Annotated in this window: 20 protein-coding genes; 7 read left to right on the top strand and 13 right to left on the bottom strand. The window is 69.9% G+C overall.

The window, feature by feature from the left end:
* Nucleotides 1-64 precede the first annotated feature (64 nt).
* From ACFWIW_RS17290 to ACFWIW_RS17250, 9 genes are all read right to left on the bottom strand, one after another.
* Nucleotides 65-760, bottom strand: coding sequence for an ABC transporter ATP-binding protein (locus tag ACFWIW_RS17290; RefSeq protein WP_378369362.1), 696 nt, complete (start codon nt 758-760; stop codon nt 65-67).
* Nucleotides 757-2,460, bottom strand: a complete 1,704-nt coding sequence (locus ACFWIW_RS17285) for an ATP-binding cassette domain-containing protein (protein ID WP_378369361.1) — start codon at nt 2,458-2,460, stop codon at nt 757-759. The genes ACFWIW_RS17290 and ACFWIW_RS17285 overlap by 4 nt, the downstream gene beginning before the upstream one ends.
* Nucleotides 2,447-3,307 (bottom strand): branched-chain amino acid ABC transporter permease, encoded by an 861-nt coding sequence (locus ACFWIW_RS17280; RefSeq protein ID WP_378369360.1) that lies wholly within the window; start codon nt 3,305-3,307, stop codon nt 2,447-2,449. Before ACFWIW_RS17280 ends, ACFWIW_RS17285 begins: the two co-directional genes overlap by 14 nt.
* Before the next feature lie 78 nt (nt 3,308-3,385).
* Entirely contained in the window at nt 3,386-4,564 is a 1,179-nt protein-coding gene (locus ACFWIW_RS17275; protein WP_378369359.1) for an ABC transporter substrate-binding protein, read from the bottom strand.
* On the bottom strand, nt 4,561-4,953 hold the full coding sequence (locus tag ACFWIW_RS17270) for a nuclear transport factor 2 family protein (protein ID WP_378369358.1): 393 nt from the start codon (nt 4,951-4,953) through the stop codon (nt 4,561-4,563). Before ACFWIW_RS17270 ends, ACFWIW_RS17275 begins: the two co-directional genes overlap by 4 nt.
* 11 nt (nt 4,954-4,964) lie before the next feature.
* A complete protein-coding gene (locus ACFWIW_RS17265) occupies nt 4,965-5,732 on the bottom strand; it encodes a MoaF C-terminal domain-containing protein (RefSeq protein WP_378369357.1) in 768 nt (255 codons plus the stop codon).
* A gap of 40 nt (nt 5,733-5,772) precedes the next feature.
* On the bottom strand, nt 5,773-6,753 hold the full coding sequence (locus ACFWIW_RS17260) for a helix-turn-helix domain-containing protein (protein ID WP_378369356.1): 981 nt from the start codon (nt 6,751-6,753) through the stop codon (nt 5,773-5,775).
* Nucleotides 6,754-6,833: 80 nt separating this feature from the next.
* Nucleotides 6,834-7,316 carry a hypothetical protein gene (locus tag ACFWIW_RS17255; protein WP_378369355.1) on the bottom strand — a complete coding sequence of 161 codons (483 nt, stop codon included), beginning with the start codon at nt 7,314-7,316 and terminating at the stop codon, nt 6,834-6,836.
* 10 nt (nt 7,317-7,326) lie between these two features.
* On the bottom strand, nt 7,327-8,475 hold the full coding sequence (locus ACFWIW_RS17250) for an abortive phage infection protein (protein ID WP_378369354.1): 1,149 nt from the start codon (nt 8,473-8,475) through the stop codon (nt 7,327-7,329).
* A 39-nt stretch (nt 8,476-8,514) separates the two neighbouring features.
* Here ACFWIW_RS17250 and ACFWIW_RS17245 point away from each other — a divergent pair, with 39 nt between their 5' ends.
* Complete coding sequence (locus ACFWIW_RS17245; protein ID WP_378369353.1) at nt 8,515-9,159, top strand: TetR/AcrR family transcriptional regulator; 645 nt, start codon at nt 8,515-8,517, stop codon at nt 9,157-9,159.
* Here the strand turns inward: ACFWIW_RS17245 and ACFWIW_RS17240 are convergent.
* A complete protein-coding gene (locus tag ACFWIW_RS17240) occupies nt 9,087-10,055 on the bottom strand; it encodes an LLM class flavin-dependent oxidoreductase (RefSeq protein WP_378369352.1) in 969 nt (322 codons plus the stop codon). The two genes, ACFWIW_RS17245 and ACFWIW_RS17240, sit on opposite strands and share 73 nt — an antisense overlap.
* Before the next feature lie 56 nt (nt 10,056-10,111).
* Nucleotides 10,112-11,437, bottom strand: coding sequence for a cytochrome P450 (locus ACFWIW_RS17235; protein ID WP_378369351.1), 1,326 nt, complete (start codon nt 11,435-11,437; stop codon nt 10,112-10,114).
* Between the two features lie 129 nt (nt 11,438-11,566).
* On the opposite strand from ACFWIW_RS17235, the gene ACFWIW_RS17230 reads away from it, so the two are divergent.
* From ACFWIW_RS17230 to ACFWIW_RS17220, 3 genes are all read left to right on the top strand, one after another.
* Entirely contained in the window at nt 11,567-12,847 is a 1,281-nt protein-coding gene (locus ACFWIW_RS17230) for a hemolysin family protein (RefSeq protein WP_378369350.1), read from the top strand.
* Nucleotides 12,848-12,910: 63 nt separating this feature from the next.
* On the top strand, nt 12,911-14,590 hold the full coding sequence (gene ilvD / locus ACFWIW_RS17225; protein ID WP_378369349.1) for a dihydroxy-acid dehydratase: 1,680 nt from the start codon (nt 12,911-12,913) through the stop codon (nt 14,588-14,590).
* 330 nt (nt 14,591-14,920) lie between these two features.
* Nucleotides 14,921-16,030 (top strand): helix-turn-helix domain-containing protein, encoded by a 1,110-nt coding sequence (locus ACFWIW_RS17220; RefSeq protein ID WP_378369348.1) that lies wholly within the window; start codon nt 14,921-14,923, stop codon nt 16,028-16,030.
* Nucleotides 16,031-16,033: 3 nt separating this feature from the next.
* Here ACFWIW_RS17220 and ACFWIW_RS17215 read toward each other — a convergent pair whose 3' ends face one another.
* Nucleotides 16,034-18,346 (bottom strand): LuxR C-terminal-related transcriptional regulator, encoded by a 2,313-nt coding sequence (locus ACFWIW_RS17215; protein ID WP_378369347.1) that lies wholly within the window; start codon nt 18,344-18,346, stop codon nt 16,034-16,036.
* Nucleotides 18,347-18,434: 88 nt separating this feature from the next.
* Nucleotides 18,435-18,668, bottom strand: coding sequence for a hypothetical protein (locus ACFWIW_RS17210; protein ID WP_072027364.1), 234 nt, complete (start codon nt 18,666-18,668; stop codon nt 18,435-18,437).
* Nucleotides 18,669-18,923: 255 nt separating this feature from the next.
* Between ACFWIW_RS17210 and ACFWIW_RS17205 the strand changes: the two genes are divergently transcribed.
* The 3 genes from ACFWIW_RS17205 to ACFWIW_RS17195 all read left to right on the top strand — a co-directional run bounded on the left by ACFWIW_RS17205 (nt 18,924) and on the right by ACFWIW_RS17195 (nt 21,513).
* The gene (locus tag ACFWIW_RS17205) at nt 18,924-20,099 is read left to right on the top strand and encodes a sensor histidine kinase (protein WP_378369346.1); all 1,176 of its coding nucleotides are present in this window, start codon (nt 18,924-18,926) and stop codon (nt 20,097-20,099) included.
* Complete coding sequence (locus tag ACFWIW_RS17200; RefSeq protein ID WP_378369345.1) at nt 20,100-20,771, top strand: response regulator; 672 nt, start codon at nt 20,100-20,102, stop codon at nt 20,769-20,771. It abuts the gene before it with no gap.
* A 166-nt stretch (nt 20,772-20,937) separates the two neighbouring features.
* Nucleotides 20,938-21,513, top strand: a complete 576-nt coding sequence (locus ACFWIW_RS17195; protein WP_378369344.1) for a dihydrofolate reductase family protein — start codon at nt 20,938-20,940, stop codon at nt 21,511-21,513.
* Nucleotides 21,514-21,529: the final 16 nt, after the last annotated feature.

Raw genomic sequence — 21,529 nt, 5'->3', positions numbered from 1 at the left:
AGTCCGTGACGGCCTCCTTGAGGGACTCTGGGTCCCACAAGGAGGCCTTCACGGACTTGGGCCGTCAGGATTCCCCGAGGTAGGCCGAGTGCAGGGTCCCGGGCGAGTCCAGCAAGCCCTGTGCGGAACCCGCGTAGGTGACCCTCCCGGAGGAGACCACCAGCGCGTCGCTCGCCACGCCGAGGGCCAGCTGAGTGAACTGCTCGACCAGCAGGATCGCCGCACCCTCCTCGGCGAACCGGGTCACCATCGGCAGCAGCCGGGTGAACACCACGGGCGCGAGGCCGAGCGACATCTCGTCGATCAGCAGGAACGACGGCCGCGCGGCGAAGGCGCGGGCCAGCACCACCATCTGCTGTTCGCCGCCGCTGAGCAGCGCGGCCGGTGAGTCACGGCGTTTCTCGAGTTCCGGGAACAGCTCGAACAGCTCGTCGGCACGCGCGCGGGTGCGCGCGGTCAGCATCAGGTTCTCCAGCACCGTCAGGCCGCCGAACACCGCGCGGCCCTGCTCGATATGCGCCAGGCCCCGCCGCGCGCGGGCGACCCGTGACTGTTTGGTGATCTCGTCGGCTCCGATGTGGACGGTCCCGGCCGAGGCGGGCACCACACCGGAGACGGCTTCGAGCAGGCTGGTCTTGCCGGCACCGTTGGGACCGACGAGTGCCGTGATCCGTCCCGGTTCCAGGGTCAGGTCGACGTCGCGGATCACCGGCCCCGCACCGCGGGTGACCGTCAACCCCGCTATCCGCAAAGCGTTCACAGCATCTCCGTTTCACCCATGTACGCCTTGAGCACGGCGGGATCGGCGAGCACTTCGGCCTGCGGACCGGAGGCCAGCACGCGGCCGAAGTCGAGGACGGTGATCGTGTCGCAGACCGAACGCACCAGATCCAGATCGTGCTCGATGAGCAGCACCGAAACCCCGAACCGCGCGGGAACCTGCCGCAGCCGTTCCCCGAACGCGACGTGCTCCTCGTGCGGAAGGCCCGCGGCGGGCTCGTCGAGCAGCAGCACCCGCGGCCGTGCCAGCAGATGCCCCACGACCTCGACCAGCCTCCGCGCGCCGACGTCCACTTGCGACAGCGGGGTGCGGGCGGCGGGGCAGCCGAAGAAGTCCAGTGCGTCGCCGATCTCGTCGGCCGTGAGCCGTCGCCTGGCGAGGAACTTCAGGTACGCCCCGACCGTCAGCCCCGGCGGGACGCGGTCCTGCTGGAACGTCCGGCGCAAGCCGGCGCGGGCCCGGTTCGACGGCGATCCGGTCAGCGGCAGGCCACCGAGTTCGACCGCGCCCTCGGCGTCCGGCAGGAAACCGCTGATCGCGTCGACCAGCGTCGACTTGCCCGCGCCGTTCGGCCCGATGACGCCGAGCACCCCGTGTTCCGGTACCGATATGTCCACTGAGGACAGTGCGGACACATGCCCGAAGTCCACGCTCAGGCCGCGGACGGTGAGCACCGGCGGGCCGGGCGCCTTGGCCTCGATGTCCGCGGTGCCGGCGGCGAGATCGAGTTTCGCCGGTTCCTTCTTGGCCCGCCGGTACCAGACCTGCCGCACCGTGGTGCCCAGGTTGCCGCCGCTGGCCAGCGCCTGGACCCCGAGCACGCCGAACACCACGAAACCCCAGTCCTGCGGGATTCCCCAGCGTTTGAGCAGTTCCGGCACCCCGACCCACAGGATCGCGCCGAACACGGCCATGTCGATCAGATGCGCGCCAGACATGATCGCCAGCACGTACAGCGCCAGCGACTGGATCGCGGTGAAACTGGCCGGGAAGGCGATCCCGACCTGCCCGGTGAGCAGGCCGCCGCTGATCCCGCCGAGGGTGGCGCTCACGGCGAACGCGGTCAGCTTCGACATCCGCACGCTCGTGCCCGCGGCCGCCGTGCCGCGTTCGGAGAACGCCACCGCCTGCCAGGCGCTGCCCCAGCGCCCGCGGCGCAGGAAGTACACGGCGAGGCAGCACAGCACCAGCACCACGACGGCGAGCTGGAAGTACGACCGGTCGTCGGAGAAGGCTTCCGGCCGTTCGACCGAGATCCCGGCCGAGACACCGGGGAACTGGAGCTGGACGAGCGCGAGGTCGGCCGCCGCGGCGAGCCCCAGCGTGACGACGGCGAGGTTGATCCCGCGCAGCCGCAACGCCGGGAGCCCGACGAGCACTCCGACCACCCCGGCGGCGAGACCGCCCAGCACCAGCCAGATGAGGAATCCTCCGGGCGCCTGCGCCTCGTTCAGTGCCGACACCGTCCAGGCACCGACGGCGCCGAAGGTCAGCTGGCACAGAGAGATCATGCCCGCGCTGCCGGTGACCACGCCCAGCCCGAGCAACGAGATCCCGGCGACGACGGCGCTCATGCCGAGGTAGACGAAGTACCCGTCGAGCCCGACGCTCAGGCCGTACCCGGCCGCGATCGCCACGATGGCGACCGCGAACGGGATCCCGCGTTCAGCGAGCCGCATCCCACACCTCCTTGCGCTGCGACCACAGCAGCAGCGCGACGATCACTGCGAACGGCAGGAAGTACCGCACCACCGAAAGGCCGTCGACCTGCGCGGCCGCGCCCTGGATCAGGCCGAGGCCGAGCCCGCCCGCGACGGCGAGGTCGAGCCGCCGGAATCCGCCGAGCAGGGCCGCCGCGGCCGCGGGGACCACCAGCATCGCCAGTGACGTCGCGTCGTTGGACTGCGACGGCGCCACGATCGAGATGACCAGCGTGCTGACCACCCCGGTGACCGCCCAGACCGCGACGCTGAGCCGTTTCGCCGGGATGCCCAGCAGCTCCGCCGTCGTCGGGCGTTCCGACAGCGCCCTGAGCTGGACACCCGCCGGGGTCCGGCTCAGCACGATCCGGCTGGCCACCGCCACCAGGACCGCCAGCGCGACGGTGACCACGGTGACCTGGCTGATCACCACGCCGCCGACGGTGACCGCCGGACCGTCGAGGATCGGGTGGAACGGCTGCGGTTTGTTGCCGAACAGGATGAACGACAACGAGATCAGCAGGAGCAGCACCGCCACCGTGACGGCCGAGCGGGTGCCGGTGTCCGCTTCGGCGAGCCAGGTGGACACGATCCAGCCGAGCAGCGCGCTGAGCAGCCCGCCGAGCACGATCCCCGCGACGGTGGCGAGCCACATCGGCAGTCCCATGTGGACGGACAGGAACACGGCCACGTAACAGCCGAACATCCCGGTGGCCGACTGGGCGAAGTTCACCACCCTTACCAGGCGCGACATCAGCGTCAGGCACACCGCCAACACCGCGTACAGTCCGCCGGCGGCCAAGCCTGCCAGCGCTCCCTGCAGCATCGTTTCCTCCTGTATGAGGGGTCTCGTGAGTGGCAAGGACGGTTAGAACCGTCCTTGCCACTCACGAGACCCGGCCCGCTACTTTTTCGGGATCCGCAGCCAGTCGTTCGCGACGAGCTCCCATTTGTTGGTGCCGGAGGCGAGCTTGATGGGCCAGCCCGCGGTGTTGTCGTGGTGCGTCTGGCCGGGGCCGAAGACATACGGCGTCCCGACCATCGGATCGGTGATCGGCTTCATCTCGCGCAGCGCCTTGGTCACCGATTCACGCGTGATGTCGCCCTGGATCCCGCGGATGACGTCGAGGAAGTACTTCGCCGCCAGGTAGCCGCCCTGGCTGAACGAGGTCAGCGGGATGTTGTTCTTGGTCATCAGCTCGCGCCAGTCCTTGTTCTGCGGGCTGGTCGCGTCGGTGAACGGGTAGAACTCGGCGGGCACGTACACCCCGGCGCCCGCGTTGGTGATGGCCTTGGCGTAGTTCTCGCTGTAGACGCTGGTGAGCAGCAGCCACGTGACGTCGTTCCAGCCCTGCGCCGCCGCGGCCTTCAGCTGCCCGATGGAATCCGGCTCGACCGGGTTCACCGTGATCGCCTTGCAGCCCGCGTTGCGCGCCTTGACGATGTAGGAGGTGTAATCGGATCCGCCGTAGGGCACGGTCGCGTCGAGGTACTTGAGCTTCTTGCCGGTGATGGCCGACCATTCGTCGATCGCCGCCTGATACGACGGCAGCGTGTTGCCCGCGATCTCCAGCAGCGCGCAGATGTCGTTCAGCTTCAGCGTTTCCGAGCCGTAGAGCAGGGTCAGCGTCATGTCGTGGTACGGGCCGACGTTGACCGGGGCGATGTTCGGGCTGGAGAAACAGGCCGGGTCCACGCCGATGCCCTGCATGGACAGGATCTTCTGCTGCTCGTAGTACTTGTTGTTGATCTCGCACTCGATGAGGCTGGAGGAGCCGACGAGCGCCACCGCCTCGTCCCGCCCGACGACCTCACGGGCCGCGGCGGCCGCGGCCGCCGGATCGCCCTTGTCGTCGAGGGCCTTGTACTGGATCTGCCTGCCGTTCACGCCGCCGCTCGCGTTCGCCGCGTCGAAGACCGCCTTGGCCGCCTGGGAGGCCTCGGGGAAGGTGGCCGCGCCGCTCAGCGCGTTGACCGAACCGACCACGATCGGCCCGCTCGAACCGCTGCCGGATCCGGCGCAGCCCGCCGTCGCGAGCAGGACGGCCGAGGCGAGGGCGACGAGGCGCCGCGCGGGTTTCACCGGTTCTCCATGGCGTCGACGACCGGCGCCGAGTCGACGATCTGCTCGAACGAAGTGACCTTGCCGCCGTCGAACCGCCACACATGCGCGACACGGGCGGTGAACGAGCGACCGGTCTCGCGGTGCTTGGCCTGGTACGTGCCGAGACCGACCACCGTGTCACCGGCGTCGAGAAGGTCGCCGAGGGTGAAGGTGTAGCCCTCCCAGTCCTTCGCGATGGCGCCGAAGACGTTGTCCCGCACTTCTTCCGGGCCGGTGTACGTGCCGGCGTAAGGAAAACCGGCCGCCTCCGTCCAAGTGGTCTCGGGACCGAGCGGGGCCAGCATGCCCGCCAGGTCGCCCCGGTCGCTCGCGGCGTAATGCGCGGCGATGATGTCTGAATTGGACACTGAGAACTCCTCTAAACCGGTTGGGCGTCGGGATAGGCGACGGCGCCGAGTGGGTAGATGTGCCCGCCCGCGCGGGAGTGCTCGGACCGGCCGTCGCCGGTCAGGCCGAGGAACACACCGGTGGTCTTCAGCGCGTAGCCGAGGTCGTGGAGCCACACACTGGCCACGGCGATGCGGAATTCGCGGAAGCAGAACAGGTAGAGCCCGTCCTGGAACTTCCACACCGTCGATAGGTCCATGTCCCCGTGGCCACGCTGCACGCCTTCGAGGCATTGCCACGCATAGCGTTGCGAAGACACGTACACGTGCTCGTAAAGGTGTTCCGGGCTGTAGCGGTAGATGTTGCGCTTGCCGATCAGGTCGCGCGACGGGCCGGGGACGTCGCCGGTCGGCGTGCCCGCGCCGGTCGTGCCGGACCAGAACGTCTGGGAGACCCGGGGAACGCCTTCGACATCGTCGGCGCCGATGACCGAGCGCACGGCGAGCGCGCGATGCGTCGTCGTGGAGAAGACGACGGTGAGGGCTTCCCCTTCGACGCTGGTGTGTGGGAGATTGACGAAGAAGACGTCTTCCCGGACGGCGACCGCGTCGTACGGATCCTCGATCCCGTTGCAGGTGACGGTTTCAGCGTTTTCGAACCGCAGCGCGAGTGTCGTCCCGTCGTCGAGGGTGACGGTGAGCTCGCGTCCCGACAGGTCCGCGTTCGGCAGGCGGTAGGTGGCTATTCCGGCGGCGAACTCGTCATAGGTGCGCCACTGTTCCTCGGGTGCTTCGGGCATGCGGTCATCGTCGGGGCGACCGCCCGGGAAGGGCCAGCTGTCACGCGCTGGGCGGCAACAACCGATCGCTCACGGTCAAGCCGCGCCGCAGTTCGCTCGGCGAGCAGCCGAATTCCGTCTTGAACACCCGGCTGAAATGCGGCGCGTCGACGAAACCCCACTTCGCCGCGATGGCCGCGACGGGCCGCGAAGTGTGCACGGGGTCGAGCAATTCGCGGCGGCAGTGTTCGAGACGCCGGGTGCGGATCCAGCCCGAGACGGTCGTGCCCTGTTCGTGGAAGAGGCCGTGCAGATGCCGGGTGGAGATGTAGTGCTCGGCGGCGATCTGCGCCGGTCCCAGGTCGGTGGAGGAGAGGTTCGCGTCGATGTAGGCGAGGACCCGGCGCATCAGTTCGTGATGCGGCCCGCCGCTCGTGCGGGCGAGGTCGAGCTCGCTGGCGAACAGGGTGGCGAGCAGATCGACCGCGGTATGCGCGAGCCGGACGCCCGCCGGCCCGCCGAGCTGGTCGAGGTTGCTGCCGAGCTGCGCGAGGAAGGGCACCACCACGTTGCCCATGCCGCGCTTGCCCGACATCGGCACCGCGGTCAGCTGGCCGACCAGGTCGCGGGGGAGATCGATGAGCCGCTGCGGGAACATCACCACGAGCGTGCGGAAATCCTCTTCGAACGCCAGGGTGTACGGCCGGTGCGTGTCGTACAACGCCACGTCGCCGGGACGCAGCATCGCCTCGCGGTTGTCCTGCACGAGCAGGCCGGTGCCGGACAGGATCAGGCTCAGCTTGTAGTAATGCCTGTCCGCCCTGGCGATGAGTTCGGGGGTTCGCTCGACCACGTGCGCCGACGCGGTCACCTCGGTCAGCTGCACCTCGTCGGCTCCGCACGAGCGGATGCGGCCGCGGAAGTGGTCCCGGTGCTCGCTCGTCACGTGCAGCGGCACGAAGGATTGTGACACCACCGTGCGGAAATCGGTGAAATCTCGCGCGACCGTGGTGGTGGTCGGGTCGGCGGTGGCGGTGGTCACGGGGTCACCTCGCAGCATCGGGGGGTGAATTTCATATACGATAAGCGATACGATGCTGCCGGGCAATGATCGCGGCGAGGTCAGTCGGCGAGGCGGAACAGGAGGGTTCCCGGGTCGACGTCGACGGGTACCACCGTGCCCGTTTCGTAGCGGCCGACGTCCTCGGTGAGCACTCGCGCACTGAACGGGGCCACGCCGGGGCCGGTGACGACGAGGTCGACGTCGTCGGCGGGCGTGCTCACCTCGCCGACCCAGATCCGCTTGCTGGAAACGACTTCGGCGGTGGCGCGGACACCTTTCCGGTCGAGTCCGCGATGGGCCTCCCGCGCCTTGGCGTTCTGCCGGAGATGGGAGCCGACGGTGCCGGCGCCGCCGAGCGTGAACACAGCGCCCATGGCGACGACGACCAGGCGATCGTCGTCGCCGGGATCGAAGCGGGTGCTGATCCAGAGCAGGGCCGGGCCGATCAGGACCAATACCGTCATGAAGAAGCCCAGGAGACAGCCGATGACGGTGAAGGCGGGCAGCTCCGGGGCTTCCTTGCCTTCACGGTCCGTTTCCACCGGCGTGAGGCTACCGACCGGTTTCCGTCGCCGGTCCGGTAAAAATGCCCGCTTGTCCGCGGTTGTGCCGGGCGAGCGCGTCGAAGGACAGCTTGCGCTCGAACCGGTATGGCGAATTCTCGTCCTCTTGTCGTTCGCGCAAGGTTTTCACCAGGCTGTACGACGCCATGTCGAGATCGAACTCCGGCCGGGCCGGACGATGTGGCAGGTTCGGCGCGATGAACGTGTACACGTGCGCACCCCGGATCCCCGCCGCGCCGAAGACGCGCAGCAGGCGGGCGAGGTGGCCGGCTTGCTCGCGTTCGTCCCGCACGTGGCCCGGTTTGATCCTCGGCGGGACCTGTTCGTAGTCGACGATGTCCCAGCCCATCCCGCCCGCCTGTGCCGCGCCGGTGAAGGTGCACGAGCCGAACTCCAGCACCACCACCGGTTTGTTCCACTGCCGGTACTGGGCGAGGTCCTTTGTGTACTCCGCGTCGGTGGCGAAGTACGGGTAATAGTCGATTCCGACGATGTCGAAGAGGTTCCAATCGACCGGTTCCGCCCCGCCGATCGAGGCGTAGGTGATGCGGCCGCGGAAATTCCGGCGGGCGACGTCGGCCGCCCGCGCGAGGAAACCGGCCAGCCGCTCCATGATCTTCGGCCATTCCTCCGGCGGGATCGTGGCCATGTTCGCGATCCGCTCCAGGTAGGTCTCCCCGGGCACGATGCCGGGGGTGAAGAGGAGATGCTCGCAGCCGGCGACGAATTTGACGTCGTCGCCGCGGCGAAGGCGCTCGGCTTGCCGGGCGGACTCGGCCAGATGCTCGAGGACCTGATCCTGGGGGTGGTCGTAGAGCCGGGGCTGCACGTACACCTCCATTCCGCGGCGCAGCGCGGCGGACGCCGTCTCGGTGAGCCTGCCGATCTCGGTGCCGAACGCGGTGATCGACGGACAGCGCAGTTCCTCGGCGATCACGCCGATCTCGCGCTCCAGCAGTCGTTCGCTCCAGCGCACCCGGCTCAGCGGATCGCCCGCGGCGTGCAGGACGCCGGTGTCGTAGGCGACGCCGCCGCGTAGCCGTCCTCGCGGAACCGCCGCCTCGGCCATGCCCCCGCCGAGACCCGTGACCGCCACCGCTCCCGCGACGGATTTCAAGAACGTCTTGCGACTGATCATGACTTTCCCCTCGCTAGTTGCTCAACTAGGCTGCTGTTCATGCAACCAGAAAACGAGCCGGGCGACCAGGAGCGGCGGTCGTTCATCGAGGAGGCCCGGCGCGCGCAGATCGTCTCGGCGACCATCGAGACCATCGCCGAGATCGGTTACGCGAAGGCGTCTTTCGTGCAGATCGCGCGGCGGGCGGGGATCAGCCCGGGGCTCATCACGTACCACTTCGCCAAGCGTGAAGAGCTGATGAAGCAGGTCATGTTGTCCGTGCACACCTCGATCGACCAGGCGCTCAGCGCGCGGGCCGAGGGCGCCGAGAGCTACACCGCCGCGCTGCGCGCCCTGATCGAGGGGTTCGTGTCGTATTCCGCCGAGCAGCCGAAGGAGATCATCGCGATCGGCCAGATCGCTTCGGCGTCGAGGGATGCCGAAGCCGCGCGGAGCTGGTTCGACCAGCAGAACGCGAAGACGCTGGCGGAACTGGAGGACATGTTCCGTGACGGGCAGGCGGCGGGGGAGCTGCGGGAGTTCTCGCCGCGGGTGATGGCCGTGTCGGTGATCGCCGCGATGGAAGCCGCTCCCGCCGAACTGATCACCCGGCCGGACACCGATGTGGCGGCCTACGCGCGCGAGCTGGCCGATCTGTTCGAACACGCCGTCAGGCGTCCGGCGAGTGAGGCGAGGAGCTCGTAGGAACGACGGCGGTCGGCGTGGTGGTACAGCGGCGTGGTCACCATGATCTCGCCGGAGCCCGTCTCGTCGAGGATCCGTTGCAGTTTCGGGACGAGAGTGTCCGGGCCGCCGGTGAGCACGGCATCGGAACGTTTCGCGATCTCGGCGCGATCGTCGGCGGTGTAAGGGAAGGCCGCCGCTTCTTCGGGGCTGGGCAACCGGATGCGGGTGCCGCGGATCCGGCTGAGCACCTTCAGCCTGGTCGAACCCGCGAGCCACTCGGCGCGCTCGTCGTCCTCGGCCGCGATGACGGAGACACTGACCAGGTCGGCCTGGAGCGGCGCGTCCGGTGCCAGATGATGCGCGAAGGCGTACTTGAGTCCGCGTTCGGCGGCGAGGGCCGCGCTTTCGGGAGACCTGCCGAGCAGCCAGAGCGCCGGGACGTTGCCGCCGAGGACGGGGATCGCCTTCACTTCGGCATCTTCGGGCGGGTTCAGGTAATGCTGAAGCTCGGCCAGCTGCGTACCGAAGTCTTTCGTCCTTTGTGGACGCACCGCGGCGGAGGCCGCCTTCGAACCACCCGGGGCGCGGCCGAGGCCGAGGTCGATGCGTCCCGGATGCAGGGCGGCCAGCGTCCCGAACTGTTCCGCAACGACGAGCGGCGGGTGGTTCGGCAGCAGCACGCCGCCCGCGCCGAGCCTCAGGCGCTTCGTGGCGTTCGCGAGGTGGGCGATGAGGACCGCGGGCGCGGAACTGGCGACGCCGCGCATGCCGTGATGCTCGGGAACCCAGTAGCGGTGGTAGCCGAGGTCTTCGGCGAGCCGCGCGAGATCGACGGTGTTGAGCAGGGCCTCGCGCGGTGTCGACCCTTCGACGATGGGGGAGGTGTCCAGGACCGAAAGCGCCGCGGAAGACATTCGGTCACCTCTCGTGAGTGGTAAGGACGGTTAGAACCGTCTTTACCACTCACGAGTCAGATGAGCGCGGCCGGGAGCGTTTCGAAGCCGCGCAGGATCCGGGTCTCCCGCCGCCGGGCACCACCCAGCAGCCTCAGGCCGGGGAAGCGCTCGAAGATCGACCGCAACCCGATCTCGCCCTCCATGCGCGCCAGCGAAGCGCCGAGACAGTAGTGCCGCCCGGCCCCGAACGACACGTGGTCCCGCGCGTTCGCCCGCCCGACGTCGAAGACGGCCGGGTCGTCGAAGATCTCCGGGTCACGGTTGGCGCCCGCGAGCACGGTGCTGACGATCGCGCCGCGCGCGATGGGGGCTCCGCCGATCTCGGTGTCCCGGGCGGCCAGCCTGCCGGTGAGCAGGACCGGCGGATCGTAGCGGAGGATCTCGTCGACGGCGTTGCTCCACAGCTCCGGATCCGCCCGCAGTTTCGCGAGTTCGCCCGGATGCCGGGTGAGCAGGGCGATGCCGTTGCCGAGGAGGTTGACGGTCGTCTCGAAGCCGGCGGCCAGCACCAGCCCCGCGGTGGCCTTGAGTTCCCGCTCGGTCAGGCCGACGCCGTCCTCGCGCGCGGCGATCAGCTTGCTGAGCAGGTTGTCGCCGGGATTCGCCCGCAGCTTCTCCAGGTGCAGGGTGAGCCACGAGTCGAACTCGGCCAGCGTCGCCTCCACCGTCCGGAACGTCCGCCACGGCAGGCCGAGGTCGAGGCTCGGCGCCGCGGCGCCGCCCAGCGCGAGCACCTTGTCGCGCTCTTCCGGCGGGACACCGAGGATCTGGCTGATCACGGTGACCGGAAGGAGCCCGCAGTACTGCTCGATGAGATCGACCGGGCTCGTCGGGGCGAGGCCGTCGAGCAGTTCGTCGGTGATCGCCTGCGTACGCTCCCGCAGCTGCTCCACCGCGCGGGCGGTGAAGACGCGGGTGACCAGCTTCCGGTAGCGCGTGTGGTCGGGCGGTTCGCTGGCGAGCAGCGACGGCGGCTCGATCGGATGGAGCAGACCGGACGACGACCAGGCGACGAGCCGGTTGAGCAGCGGGTTGTCCGGCACGAACCGCACGGTCTTGAACGCGTCGCTGGTCAGCACCTCCTTGCACGCCGAATGCCGGGTGGTGACGTGCCCGACCCGGCTGGTGGCGAAGGCGCCGTGCGCGCGGATCTCGTCGAACAGGCCGGTCAGGTCCGCTCCGCCGCTCGCTTCGACGGACAGCCTGCCCTGGAGGTCGCCCCGGCGCGCCGCGGCCCGCAGGGCGACCCGGGGGATGGCGTGGCCGATGCCCCAGCGGGTGACCGGTTTGGCGATCGCCTCCGCCTTGTGCCGGAAGGGAGCGGTCTTGAGTGCGAACATCAGGACTCCGTCCGTACGGGTTCCTTCGAAGGTATCGGAACTACGCGTCAGTAGCCACCGGCTCCGAACCCTGCGAACGGGCCTCCACCTCGGTATCGTTCTGCACTTCCGGCGGGCCGGGGAGTGCTTGTGGGCGGCTACGGGTTCGACATCGCGCTGGTCGCGGTGCTGGTGGTGGTCAACGCGCTGTTCGCGGGCAGTGAGATGGCGCTGATCTCGTTGCGCGAAGGGCAACTGCGGGCGTTGGAACGCGACGGCCGCGCGGCCGCCCGCACGCTGGTGCGGCTGGCGCGCGACCCGAATCGTTTCCTGGCGACGATCCAGATCGGCATCACGCTCGCCGGGTTCCTCGCCTCGGCGACGGCGGCGGTGTCCCTGGCACAACCTTTGGTGCCACTGCTGGGTTTCGTCGGCAACGCCGCCGGCGCGGTGGCCGTCGCGCTGGTGACGATGGTCCTCACCTTCCTGACCCTGGTGCTCGGCGAACTGGCCCCGAAGCGGCTGGCGATGCAGAACGCGCTGCGGTGGGCGTTGCTGGTGGCGCGTCCCCTGAACCTGTTGTCGGCGATCTCGCGGCCCGTGGTGTGGGCGCTGAGCGTGTCGACGAACTTCGTCGTGCGGGCGCTCGGCGGCCGGGCGGAAGCCGATCCGGACCAGATGTCGCCCGAGGAGCTCCGGGAACTGGTGTCGGCACAGCGCGGCCTGAACGCCGAACAACGCATGATCATCAACGGTGCACTGGAGATCCACGAACGAAGGCTGCGGGAAGTGCTCGTGCCCCGCCGCGCGGTGGTGACCCTGGCCGCCGAGCAGGATCTGCCCTCGGCGCGCAGGCAGCTGGCCGAATCCGGCCATTCCCGGGCGCCGGTCGCCCGCGGCGGCCATCTCGACGACGTCGTCGGTGTCGTGCGGTTGCGTGACCTGCTCGGCGACCACGAAGACCTCGCCGAGGTCGTCCGGCCGGCGGTGGTGTTCCCCGATTCGCTGCGGGTGTCGGACGCGATCCGGAGTTTCAAGGCCGAACGGGAGCAGATGGCGCTGGTGGTCGACGAGCACGGCGCCGTCGCGGGCATGGTCACGCTGGAGGACCTGCTGGAGGAGATCGTCGGCGAGATCTACGACGAGACCGACCGTGACGTGCTGGCGGTGCGCGACGGCAAGGACGGCTCCCTGGTCCTGCCCGGCACCTTCCCGGTGCACGACCTCGTCGACGTCGGGGTCGAGCTGCGCGACGCGCCGCCGGGGGAGTACGCGACGATCGCGGGGCTGATCCTCGTGATCCTCGGGCGCATCCCGGAGAAGCCGGGCGACCGCGTGGTCGTCTCCGGCTGGACGGCCGAGGTGCTCGGCGTGGAGCATCACGCGATCACCCGGGTGGCGCTGCGCCGTGGGACGACCGCGGAGCGGTGAGTTGCGCCGGACGCGCGAGGTTGGCAGCGTGCCCGGTGTCCCGCCACGAAGAAAGGTGCTCCGATGCCGCAAGACCAGCCGGATTTGAAACCTCGTTCGCGCGACGTGACCGACGGCCTGGAGCGCGCGGCGGCCCGCGGGATGCTCCGCGCGGTCGGGATGGGCGACGACGATTTCGCCAAACCGCAGATCGGGGTGGCGTCCTCGTGGAACGAGATCACCCCGTGCAACCTGTCCCTCGACCGGCTGGCCAAGGCGGTCAAGAACGGTGTCCACGCGGCCGGTGGCTACCCGCTGGAGTTCGGCACGATCTCGGTGTCCGACGGTATTTCCATGGGACACGAGGGAATGCACTTCTCGCTGGTGTCCCGCGAGGTGATCGCCGATTCGGTCGAGACGGTGATGATGGCCGAACGGCTGGACGGCTCCGTGCTGCTGGCGGGCTGCGACAAGTCCTTGCCGGGCATGCTCATGGCCGCGGCCAGGCTCGATCTCGCCTCCGTCTTCCTGTACGCCGGTTCGATCATGCCCGGGCAGGTCGACGGTCAGGACGTCACGATCATCGACGCGTTCGAAGCCGTGGGCGCCTGCCTGGCCGGCAAGATCACCCGCGCCGAAGTGGACAAGATCGAGCGCGCGATCTGCCCCGGCGAAGGGGCCTGCGGTGGCATGTACACCGCCAACACGATGGCGTCGGTCGCCGAAGCACTCGGCATGTCGCTGCCCGGATCGGCCGCCCCGCCCGCGGTCGACCGCCGTCGTGACGGTTTCGCGCACCGGTCGGGGGAGGCCGTCGTCGGCATGCTCCGGCAGGGCATCACCGCGCGGCAGATCATGACCATGGAGGCCTTCGAGAACGCCATCGCCGTCGTGATGGCGCTGGGCGGTTCGACCAACGCCGTCCTCCACCTGCTCGCGATCGCGCGTGAGGCGGAGGTCGATCTGCGCATCGACGACTTCAACCGCATCGGCGACAAGGTCCCGCACCTCGGCGACCTCAAACCGTTCGGGAAGTACGTGATGAACGACGTCGACAAGGTCGGCGGCATCCCCGTGGTGATGAAGGCGCTGCTCGACGCCGGGCTCATGCACGGCGACGTGCTCACCGTGACCGGGAAGACGATGGCCGAGAACCTCGAAGGGATCGCGCCCGCCGGGGTCGACGGCGAGATCATCCGCCCGCTCGACCGCCCGATCCACAAGACCGGCGGGCTGACCATCCTCAAGGGCTCGCTGGCACCCGAAGGCGCCGTCGTGAAGTCGGCCGGCTTCGACGAATCGACGTTCACCGGTACCGCGCGGGTCTTCGACGGCGAGCGGGCCGCCCTCGACGCGCTCGCCGAAGGCCGGATCGTCGCCGGGGACGTCGTCGTCATCCGCTACGAAGGCCCGAAGGGCGGGCCGGGGATGCGGGAGATGCTCGCCATCACCGGCGCGATCAAGGGCGCCGGACTCGGCAAGGACGTCCTGCTCATCACCGACGGCCGGTTCAGCGGCGGCACGACCGGGCTCTGCGTCGGCCACATCGCCCCGGAAGCCGTCGACGCCGGGCCGATCGCCTTCGTGCGTGACGGGGACCCGATCACGCTCGACGTCGCGAACCGGACGCTCGAAGTCGGGATCGACGACATCGAGGCGCGCAAGGAGGGCTGGACGCCCAAGGCGCCCGCGTACACGCGCGGGGTGCTCGGCAAGTACGCCAAGGTCGTGCGGAGCGCCGCGCACGGAGCCGTGTGCGAGTAGAGCCCTGCGCGTGGGCTGAAGGTGGGGATTGCCGCGGGTGAGGGGTGTGTGGAAATAGAGACGTTGAACGTCCCTATTTCCACACACCCGGCGTGACTGGACCAGTCACGCCGGGTGTGTGGATTTCTGGTCATCCAACGCCCCAAAATCCACACAGTCGAAGGCCTGGGCGGACGTAACGCGACACGATCGCCGAGGGGCAGGAGCCCCTCACGAACGGGTGATGCGTAGGCCGGACAGGCCCGAGTACGTAATTCACCCGATGTGCCCCGCTACTCCGGAGTAGCAGACTCGGCGGCCCGACGATTCCCGCTGCTCCGGAGGTCGACGATGACCGCGTCCTACGCCCCAGCCCGCTCCGCCGCCCTCGTGATCGCCCGCGTGGTCGTGGACGGGATCCGGCATTCGCTGCCCGAGCACGCGCCCCTGTTCGACGCGCGCGCCACGGAGTTCGTCGCCTCGGTACTGGAGCGCGACGGGATGAACCTCGGCATCGCGGCGGGAGCGGACGCCTTCCGCCAGGTCGGCGTCGCCGAGTACGCGGCGGGCAAGGAACTGGACCGGCTCTCCCGGGCCTACCACTCGGCGGGCCGGAGCGCCCTTCCCGCGCTGGCGTCGCTTTCGCGGCAGCCCGGGGCCGGGTCCGCCCTGATGGACACCGGGGTGGAGGCCCTGCTCCGCTGCTCCGACGTCCTGATCCGGCTGTCCACCGCGGCCTACCGCGCCGCGCACACACCCTCGATCGCCGAGCTGCGCCGGGACCTGCTGAAAGAGATCTTGAGCGGCCGTTCGCCCGCGAAATGGGCGGGACTCGCGGCCGAGGCGGGCTGGGTGCCGCCCGCGCGGGTGGTGGCCATCGCCGCCGAACCCGGCGCCGTCCGTGCTTCGTTCGGCCCGGAGGTGCTGGCCGACCTCGCCGGCGAGTACCCGCATCTGCTCGTGCCCGAGGACGTCGAGATCGGCGGCGTCCTGGCCGGGACACGCGCGGCCGCCGGGCCCGCGGTGGCACCCGCCGACGCCGCGGTGTCGCTGCGCTGGGCGCGCCGGACGCTGGAGCTGGTCCGCCGCGAGGTGATCGACGACGGCCCGTTCGTGCGCTGGTCGGATCACCTGACCACGCACTGGCTGTTCGCCGACGAGGTGCTCACCACCGCGCTGGTGACGCGGAGCCTCGCGCCGATCGCCGACCTGCCCACCAACGAGCGCACCAAACTCGCCGAAACCCTCGACGCCATGCTCTCCGCCCGCGGCGGAGCGCCCGAGATCGCGAACAACCTCGGCGTCCACCCGCAGACGGTCCGGAACCGCATGCGCCGTCTGCGGGTCCTGTTCGGTGCCCGGCTCGACGATCCGCAGTCCCGCCTGGACCTGAGGATCGCCCTGCGCGCGGAGCTGCACACGGCCGAACCGGCCCGGCCCGCCCCGATGAAGGTGGCGTGAGCGTCAAGCGGGATCCGCGGACCGGGTCACCCAGGTGGCGACCTGGACGCGGTTCGAATAACCGAGCTTGGTGAGGATGTGGTCGATATGGGTGTCGACCGTGCGCCGGGCGATGCCGAGCCGGTCGGCGATCTCCTGGTTCGTCAGGCCCTCGGCGATCACGTGCGCGATCTCGGTTTCGCGTTTGGTGAGCACCTGCGCGGTTTGTTTCCGCGGGCCGGGGGCCCGTTCCTCGAGGGCGAAGGCGATGGCGTCCCGGGTGGGCATCGAGGCACCGTCGGCGAATTCCTTGACCGCGATCTCCCAGCCCAGCGCGGTGGTCACGGTGTCGGTGTCGGCGAGCAGCGGTTCGGTGAACGCCTTGTACCGGTTCGGCCACGCGCCCACGGTGCGCCAGACGGTGGTGGCGGCGCCCTGCAGGATCGCGGCGCGGTTGGGACGCCCGGTACGGGCCGCGCAGCCCGCCATGACCGTCAGCGTGTAGCCGACGACGACGCGGTCGTTCACCTGGGCGTGCAGGCGCAGGACCTGTGCGCAGCAGCGTTCGGCGACGGCGAGGTCACCCAGCAGGTACTCGGCGGCGGCGCGCGACCACAAGGCCCAGCCGCGCCAGAAGACCTCGCCGCGGCGCTCGCAGCGTTCGACGGCTTCCGCGAGGATCGACCGGCCGCGGTCGATGTCGCCGTCCAGCCAGACGGCGAGCCCGTGGTTGTAGCTCGCCCAGAGGTCCCCGCCTTCGTCGCCGTGGGCGCGGAACAGGTCGATGGCCGTGCCGAACAGCCGTGACGCTTCGGCCATGTCGTTGCCGATCAGTGCGGCGTACGCGCGGACGTGGAGCACGTACGCGGCGGCGAGTTCGTCACCGCTCGCTTCGGCTTCGGCGGCCGCCCGCTCCAGGATCGACCGGCTCGTGGGCACGTCTCCCTGCACCACGGCCATGAATCCGGCCAGCCACAGCACCCGAGCGCGTTCCGGAACGCCCGGTGCCGCGGCGTCATCGAGGCGGCGGACCCACATCCGGCCTTCCGTGTGCAGTCCGCGGAAGATCCAGAACTCCTTGCTGTCACGCAGCATCCGGAGCCCGACGACCGCGTCCTCGGGGGTGCCCGTGCAGTAGTCGAGGGCGACGCGCAGGTTCGCGTGCTCGCGCCGCAGCCGCCCGATCCAGCCGAGCTGATCGGTCTTCAGCCATTCGGTGGCGTACCGGCCGACGAGTTCGGCGAACCAGTCCCGGTGCCGTTTCCGGAACTCCGCCGTCCCGCCCGTCTCGCTGAGCCTGTCGACGCCGTACTCGCGCACCGATTCCAGCATGCGGTACCGCACGCCGCCGGGGTATTCCTCGCGCAGCAGGATGGACTTGTCGAGCAGCCCGTCGACGACTTCGAGGACGTCCTCGCGCGGCAGTTCGCCGCCGCTGCAGACCTGTTCGGCGGCGTCGAGGTCGAAGCTGCCGGAGAACACCGACGCGCGTGCCCACAGCAGCCGCTCCGGCCCGGTACACAGGTCGTGGCTCCAGTCGATCAGTGCCCGCATGGTCTCGTGCCGCTCCGGCCGCCCACGCCGGTCCTTCGTCAGCACGGAGAACTGCCGGTCGACGCGGTCGGCCAGCTGGCGCACGGACAACGCCCGCGCGCGGACGGCGGCGAGCTCGATGGCCAGCGGCAGCCCGTCGAGCCTGCGGCACAGCCGGATCAGCGGCTCCACGTCGGATTCGGTGAGCCGGAACGACGGCGCGACCGCGGTCGCCCGGTCGACGAACAGCCGCACGGAATCGTCGTTCAGCACGCGTTCGAAGGAGTCGCCCTGTTCCGGGATCGCCAGCGGCGGCACCGGCAGGACCCGCTCGCCCGCCACCCCGAGCGACTGCCTGCTCGTGGCCAGCACGGTCACCTGGGGACAGGCCCTGACCACGGTGTCGGCGAACCAGGCGCAGCTGTCGACGAGATGCTCGCAGTTGTCGAGCACCATTAGCAACCGGCTCGCCTGCAGTGCTTCGACGACGACCTCGATGGCCGGCTTCGCCGAGCGGTCGCCGAAGCCGAGGACGTTCGCCACCGTCGGCACCAGCAGCGCGGGTTCCCGCAGCTCGGCCAGCGACACGAACGCGACCTCGTCGGCCGTGGCCTCCCGGTGGGCCGCCGCGATCCGCCAGGCCAGCCTGGTCTTGCCCACTCCGCCCGGCCCGGTCAGCGTGACCAGCGACGACACCGCCAGCAGACGCCTCGCCTCTCCGGTCTCGGCGTCCCGGCCGACGTAGCTGGTCACTTCGGTGGGATCGGCCGACCACTCCGCTAGCGAGCCGACTCCGTCCGCCATGCACTCTCCCGCGATCGACCAGCCCCGCGTTTCCGTCCGATGTAGACGGAAAACGCCCGGCTGCGGATACTAGCGGACCGGCGTCGGCCTAGCGGGACACTCGCTTGGCGCGGTCGTGCGCCCAGCCCGCCAGTACCGTCCCGGTGGCCGCGAGCAGCAGGAACACGATCAACCTGCCGCCCCACTCACCGGGTACCCAGTCGAACGCGCCCCACAACTGGGTCGCGGAATGATCGAAGAGGCTGCGGATGGCGGCCTGTGCGAAGACGGCGACGGCCACCATCCCGAAGATCTGCAGCCCCAGATAGCCGCCCTTGGTCATGCTTCCTGCCTCCTGGTCCACGGTCGGGAATCTCGCGCCGGGCGGGAACAAAGGCCGTCGCGAAAGCCACTTTCGCGACATGCTTCGCCCCCCCCGCACCCTCCGACAGCGTCGCGCGCGTGGGCCCGGGCGCACATCGGCAGCGCGTCTCGCCGCGTGTTCGACCAAAGTCGACCCCCGTCGCGACCGAGGTCGGGGCCGGGATCGTCCCGTGTCCGGCTGCGCCGTGGCGGGCCGGTCGACCATGATGGGCCGGTGATCACCGACGCCCAGCCGCGCCTCCGTCCGTGGGGAGAGGCCTGGCGCCTGCTCGCCGCGGCCGCGCTGGGCGTGGTGCTCTGGGTCATCACGGCGGCCCAGCTGCCGGCGGGCGCGTCGGGACCGAGGGTCGAGTGGATGATCACCGGCGATCCGCTGATCGCACTTGCCTGCCTGATCGCCCTGCTGTGGCGCCGCCGCTTCCCGGTCGTGATCGTCATCGTGGTCATCCTCGCCTCGACGGCGTCGGTGCTGGCGGGCGGCGCGGCGCTGCTGGCGCTCTGTTCACTGGCCACCCGGCGGCGACCGGCCGAAACGGCGGTCGCGGCGGTGTTGTCCGTGGTCACGGCCGTACTGGTCGTAGACCTCTACCCGCAGCGCGAGGTGCCGCAGCTGTGGCTGGTGATCAGTCTCCCCACCCTGATCGTGGGCATCGTGGTGGCCGTCGGCGCCGCGATCGGGGCGCGCCGCGAGGAGGTGCGCTCCCTGCGGGAACGGGTCGAGAGCGCCGAACGTGAGCAGGCCGCGCGGGCGGCCGAGGCACGGATCATGGAGCGCCACCGGATCGCCCGCGAGATGCACGACGTCCTCGCGCACCGGGTCTCGCTGGTCGCGATGCAGGCCGGGGTGCTGGGGCATCGCCCGGATCTGCCCGCCGAACAGGTCGCGGAACTGGCGCGAGGCATCGCCGACGGCTCCCACCAGGCGCTGGAGGAACTACGGGACGTCCTCGGCGTGCTGCGGGCGGATCCGGACGAGCTCGAACCACCGCAACCCTCGCTGGCCGACCTGCCCGCGCTCGTCGCGGACGCGCGGGCGCTGGGACTGGACGTCACGATGGAGACCACGACCGAGGGCGAGCCACCCGACGCGATCGCGAGGACCGTCTACCGGGTCGTGCAGGAAGGGCTGACCAACGCGGGCAAACACGCGCCCGGTGCCGACGTGGTCGTCACCGTCGAAGGAAAACCGGGCGACGGGCTGCGGGCGACGATCCGGGATTCCGGTGCGGCGCGGGCGATCGCGGGCCCGCCCGCGTCGGGATTCGGCCTGCTCGGCCTTTCCGAGCGGGTCGGACTGGCGGGCGGCGAACTGGACCACCACGCGGAACCCGGCGGCGGATTCGTGCTCGCCGCGCGCTTGCCGTGGCCGGTCCGCGAAGGGAGCGAGTGAATGGACGGCGAGCGGGTACGGGTCGTGCTGGTCGACGACGAGCATCTGGTGCGGATGGCGCTGCGGCTCATCGTCGACGGCGAACCCGACCTCGTCGTGGTCGGCGAGGCCGCGGACGGTGACGCCGCGGTCTCCGTGGTGGGGGAGCAGCGGCCCGACGTCGTCCTGATGGACGTCCGGATGCCCGGACGTGACGGGCTGAGCGCCACCGAGGAGATCCTGGGCCTCCCGGAGCCGCCCCGGGTGCTGGTGCTCACCACGTTCGACTCGGACGAGATGGTGCTGGGCGCACTGCGTGTCGGCGCGCTCGGATTCCTGCTCAAGGACACCCCGCCGCCGCGGATCCTCGCGGCGGTCCGGACGGTCGCGACCGGCGAACCCGCGCTCTCGCCCGCCGCCACGGCCCGCCTGATCACCGCGGCCACCGGACCGCATTCGTCCGACGCGCGCCGTGCGTCGCGGGAAACCGCCCGCGGGCTGCTCGCCACGCTGACCGACCGCGAACGCGAGACGGCGGGCGCCATCGCCGAGGGGCTTTCCAACACCGACGTCGCGCGAAAACTGGACATCACCGTCGCGACGGTGAAGGCGCACACGAGCAGCATGCTCGCCAAGCTCGGCGTCGAAAACCGGGTCCAGATCGCCCTGCTGGTGCGCGACGCCGAAGACTGAGCCGCCGATCCCGCGAGTTCCGTCTCCAATCACGCGAGTTCGGCCTCTGATCACGCGAGTTACGCTCCCGATCACGCTGAAACTTTTTTTCGCCGCGATGTCGAATCCGCCGTTCCCCGGTCGACGCAGTGTCGAAAGCACTTCCGAACCACCTAGGAGAAACCTGATGCGCACCCTGATCGCCACCGCGTTCGTCTCGCTCGACGGCGTCGTCGAAGGGCCCGGCGGGGAGCCGGGTTACCGCAACTCCGGCTGGACCTTCAACGGCATCGAGTTCGACGAAGCGGCCTACGAGCTCAAGGGACGTGAGCAGGGCGAGGCCACCGCGATGATGATGGGCCGGGTCAGTTACCAGGCGTTCTCGCCGGTGTGGCCCGGTATGACCGAGGAGTTCGTCGGGTACAACGCGATGCCGAAGTACGTCGTGTCGACCACGCTGCGGGACGAGGACCTCGTCGACAACTGGGGCGAGACCACGATCCTGCGCTCGCTCGACGACGTCGCGAAGCTCAAGGAGACCGAGGGCGGGCCGATCATCCTCCACGGCAGCGCGGAACTGGATCGCAACCTCGCCGACGCCGGCCTGATCGACCGTTACCACCTGCTGCTGTTCCCGGTCCTGCTCGGCGCGGGCAAGAAGCTGTTCAGCGACACCGACAAGGACAAGCAGAACCTCGAACTCGTCGAGAGCGAGGCGTACCGCAACGGGATCCAGAAGCTGGTCTACAACGTCATCCGATGATCGGACCCCAGGCGGG

The organism is Amycolatopsis sp. NPDC058340 (genome assembly GCF_042723975.1).
GTDB lineage: Bacteria > Actinomycetota > Actinomycetes > Mycobacteriales > Pseudonocardiaceae > Amycolatopsis.
This window is presented reverse-complemented; position numbering and strand designations above follow the sequence as displayed.

Excerpts from the sequence above, each read along its gene's own strand:
- ACFWIW_RS17285 (WP_378369361.1), bottom strand. The coding sequence starts at position 2,460 with ATGCGGCTCGCTGAACGCGGGATCCCGTTCGCGGTCGCCATCGTGGCG.
- ACFWIW_RS17280 (WP_378369360.1), bottom strand. The coding sequence starts at position 3,307 with ATGCTGCAGGGAGCGCTGGCAGGCTTGGCCGCCGGCGGACTGTACGCG.
- ACFWIW_RS17265 (WP_378369357.1), bottom strand. The coding sequence starts at position 5,732 with ATGCCCGAAGCACCCGAGGAACAGTGGCGCACCTATGACGAGTTCGCC.
- ACFWIW_RS17250 (WP_378369354.1), bottom strand. The coding sequence starts at position 8,475 with ATGATCAGTCGCAAGACGTTCTTGAAATCCGTCGCGGGAGCGGTGGCG.
- ACFWIW_RS17245 (WP_378369353.1), top strand. The coding sequence starts at position 8,515 with ATGCAACCAGAAAACGAGCCGGGCGACCAGGAGCGGCGGTCGTTCATC.
- ACFWIW_RS17240 (WP_378369352.1), bottom strand. The coding sequence starts at position 10,055 with ATGTCTTCCGCGGCGCTTTCGGTCCTGGACACCTCCCCCATCGTCGAA.
- ACFWIW_RS17235 (WP_378369351.1), bottom strand. The coding sequence starts at position 11,437 with ATGTTCGCACTCAAGACCGCTCCCTTCCGGCACAAGGCGGAGGCGATC.
- ilvD (WP_378369349.1), top strand. The coding sequence starts at position 12,911 with ATGCCGCAAGACCAGCCGGATTTGAAACCTCGTTCGCGCGACGTGACC.
- ACFWIW_RS17220 (WP_378369348.1), top strand. The coding sequence starts at position 14,921 with ATGACCGCGTCCTACGCCCCAGCCCGCTCCGCCGCCCTCGTGATCGCC.
- ACFWIW_RS17215 (WP_378369347.1), bottom strand. The coding sequence starts at position 18,346 with ATGGCGGACGGAGTCGGCTCGCTAGCGGAGTGGTCGGCCGATCCCACC.
- ACFWIW_RS17210 (WP_072027364.1), bottom strand. The coding sequence starts at position 18,668 with ATGACCAAGGGCGGCTATCTGGGGCTGCAGATCTTCGGGATGGTGGCC.
- ACFWIW_RS17200 (WP_378369345.1), top strand. The coding sequence starts at position 20,100 with ATGGACGGCGAGCGGGTACGGGTCGTGCTGGTCGACGACGAGCATCTG.
- ACFWIW_RS17195 (WP_378369344.1), top strand. The coding sequence starts at position 20,938 with ATGCGCACCCTGATCGCCACCGCGTTCGTCTCGCTCGACGGCGTCGTC.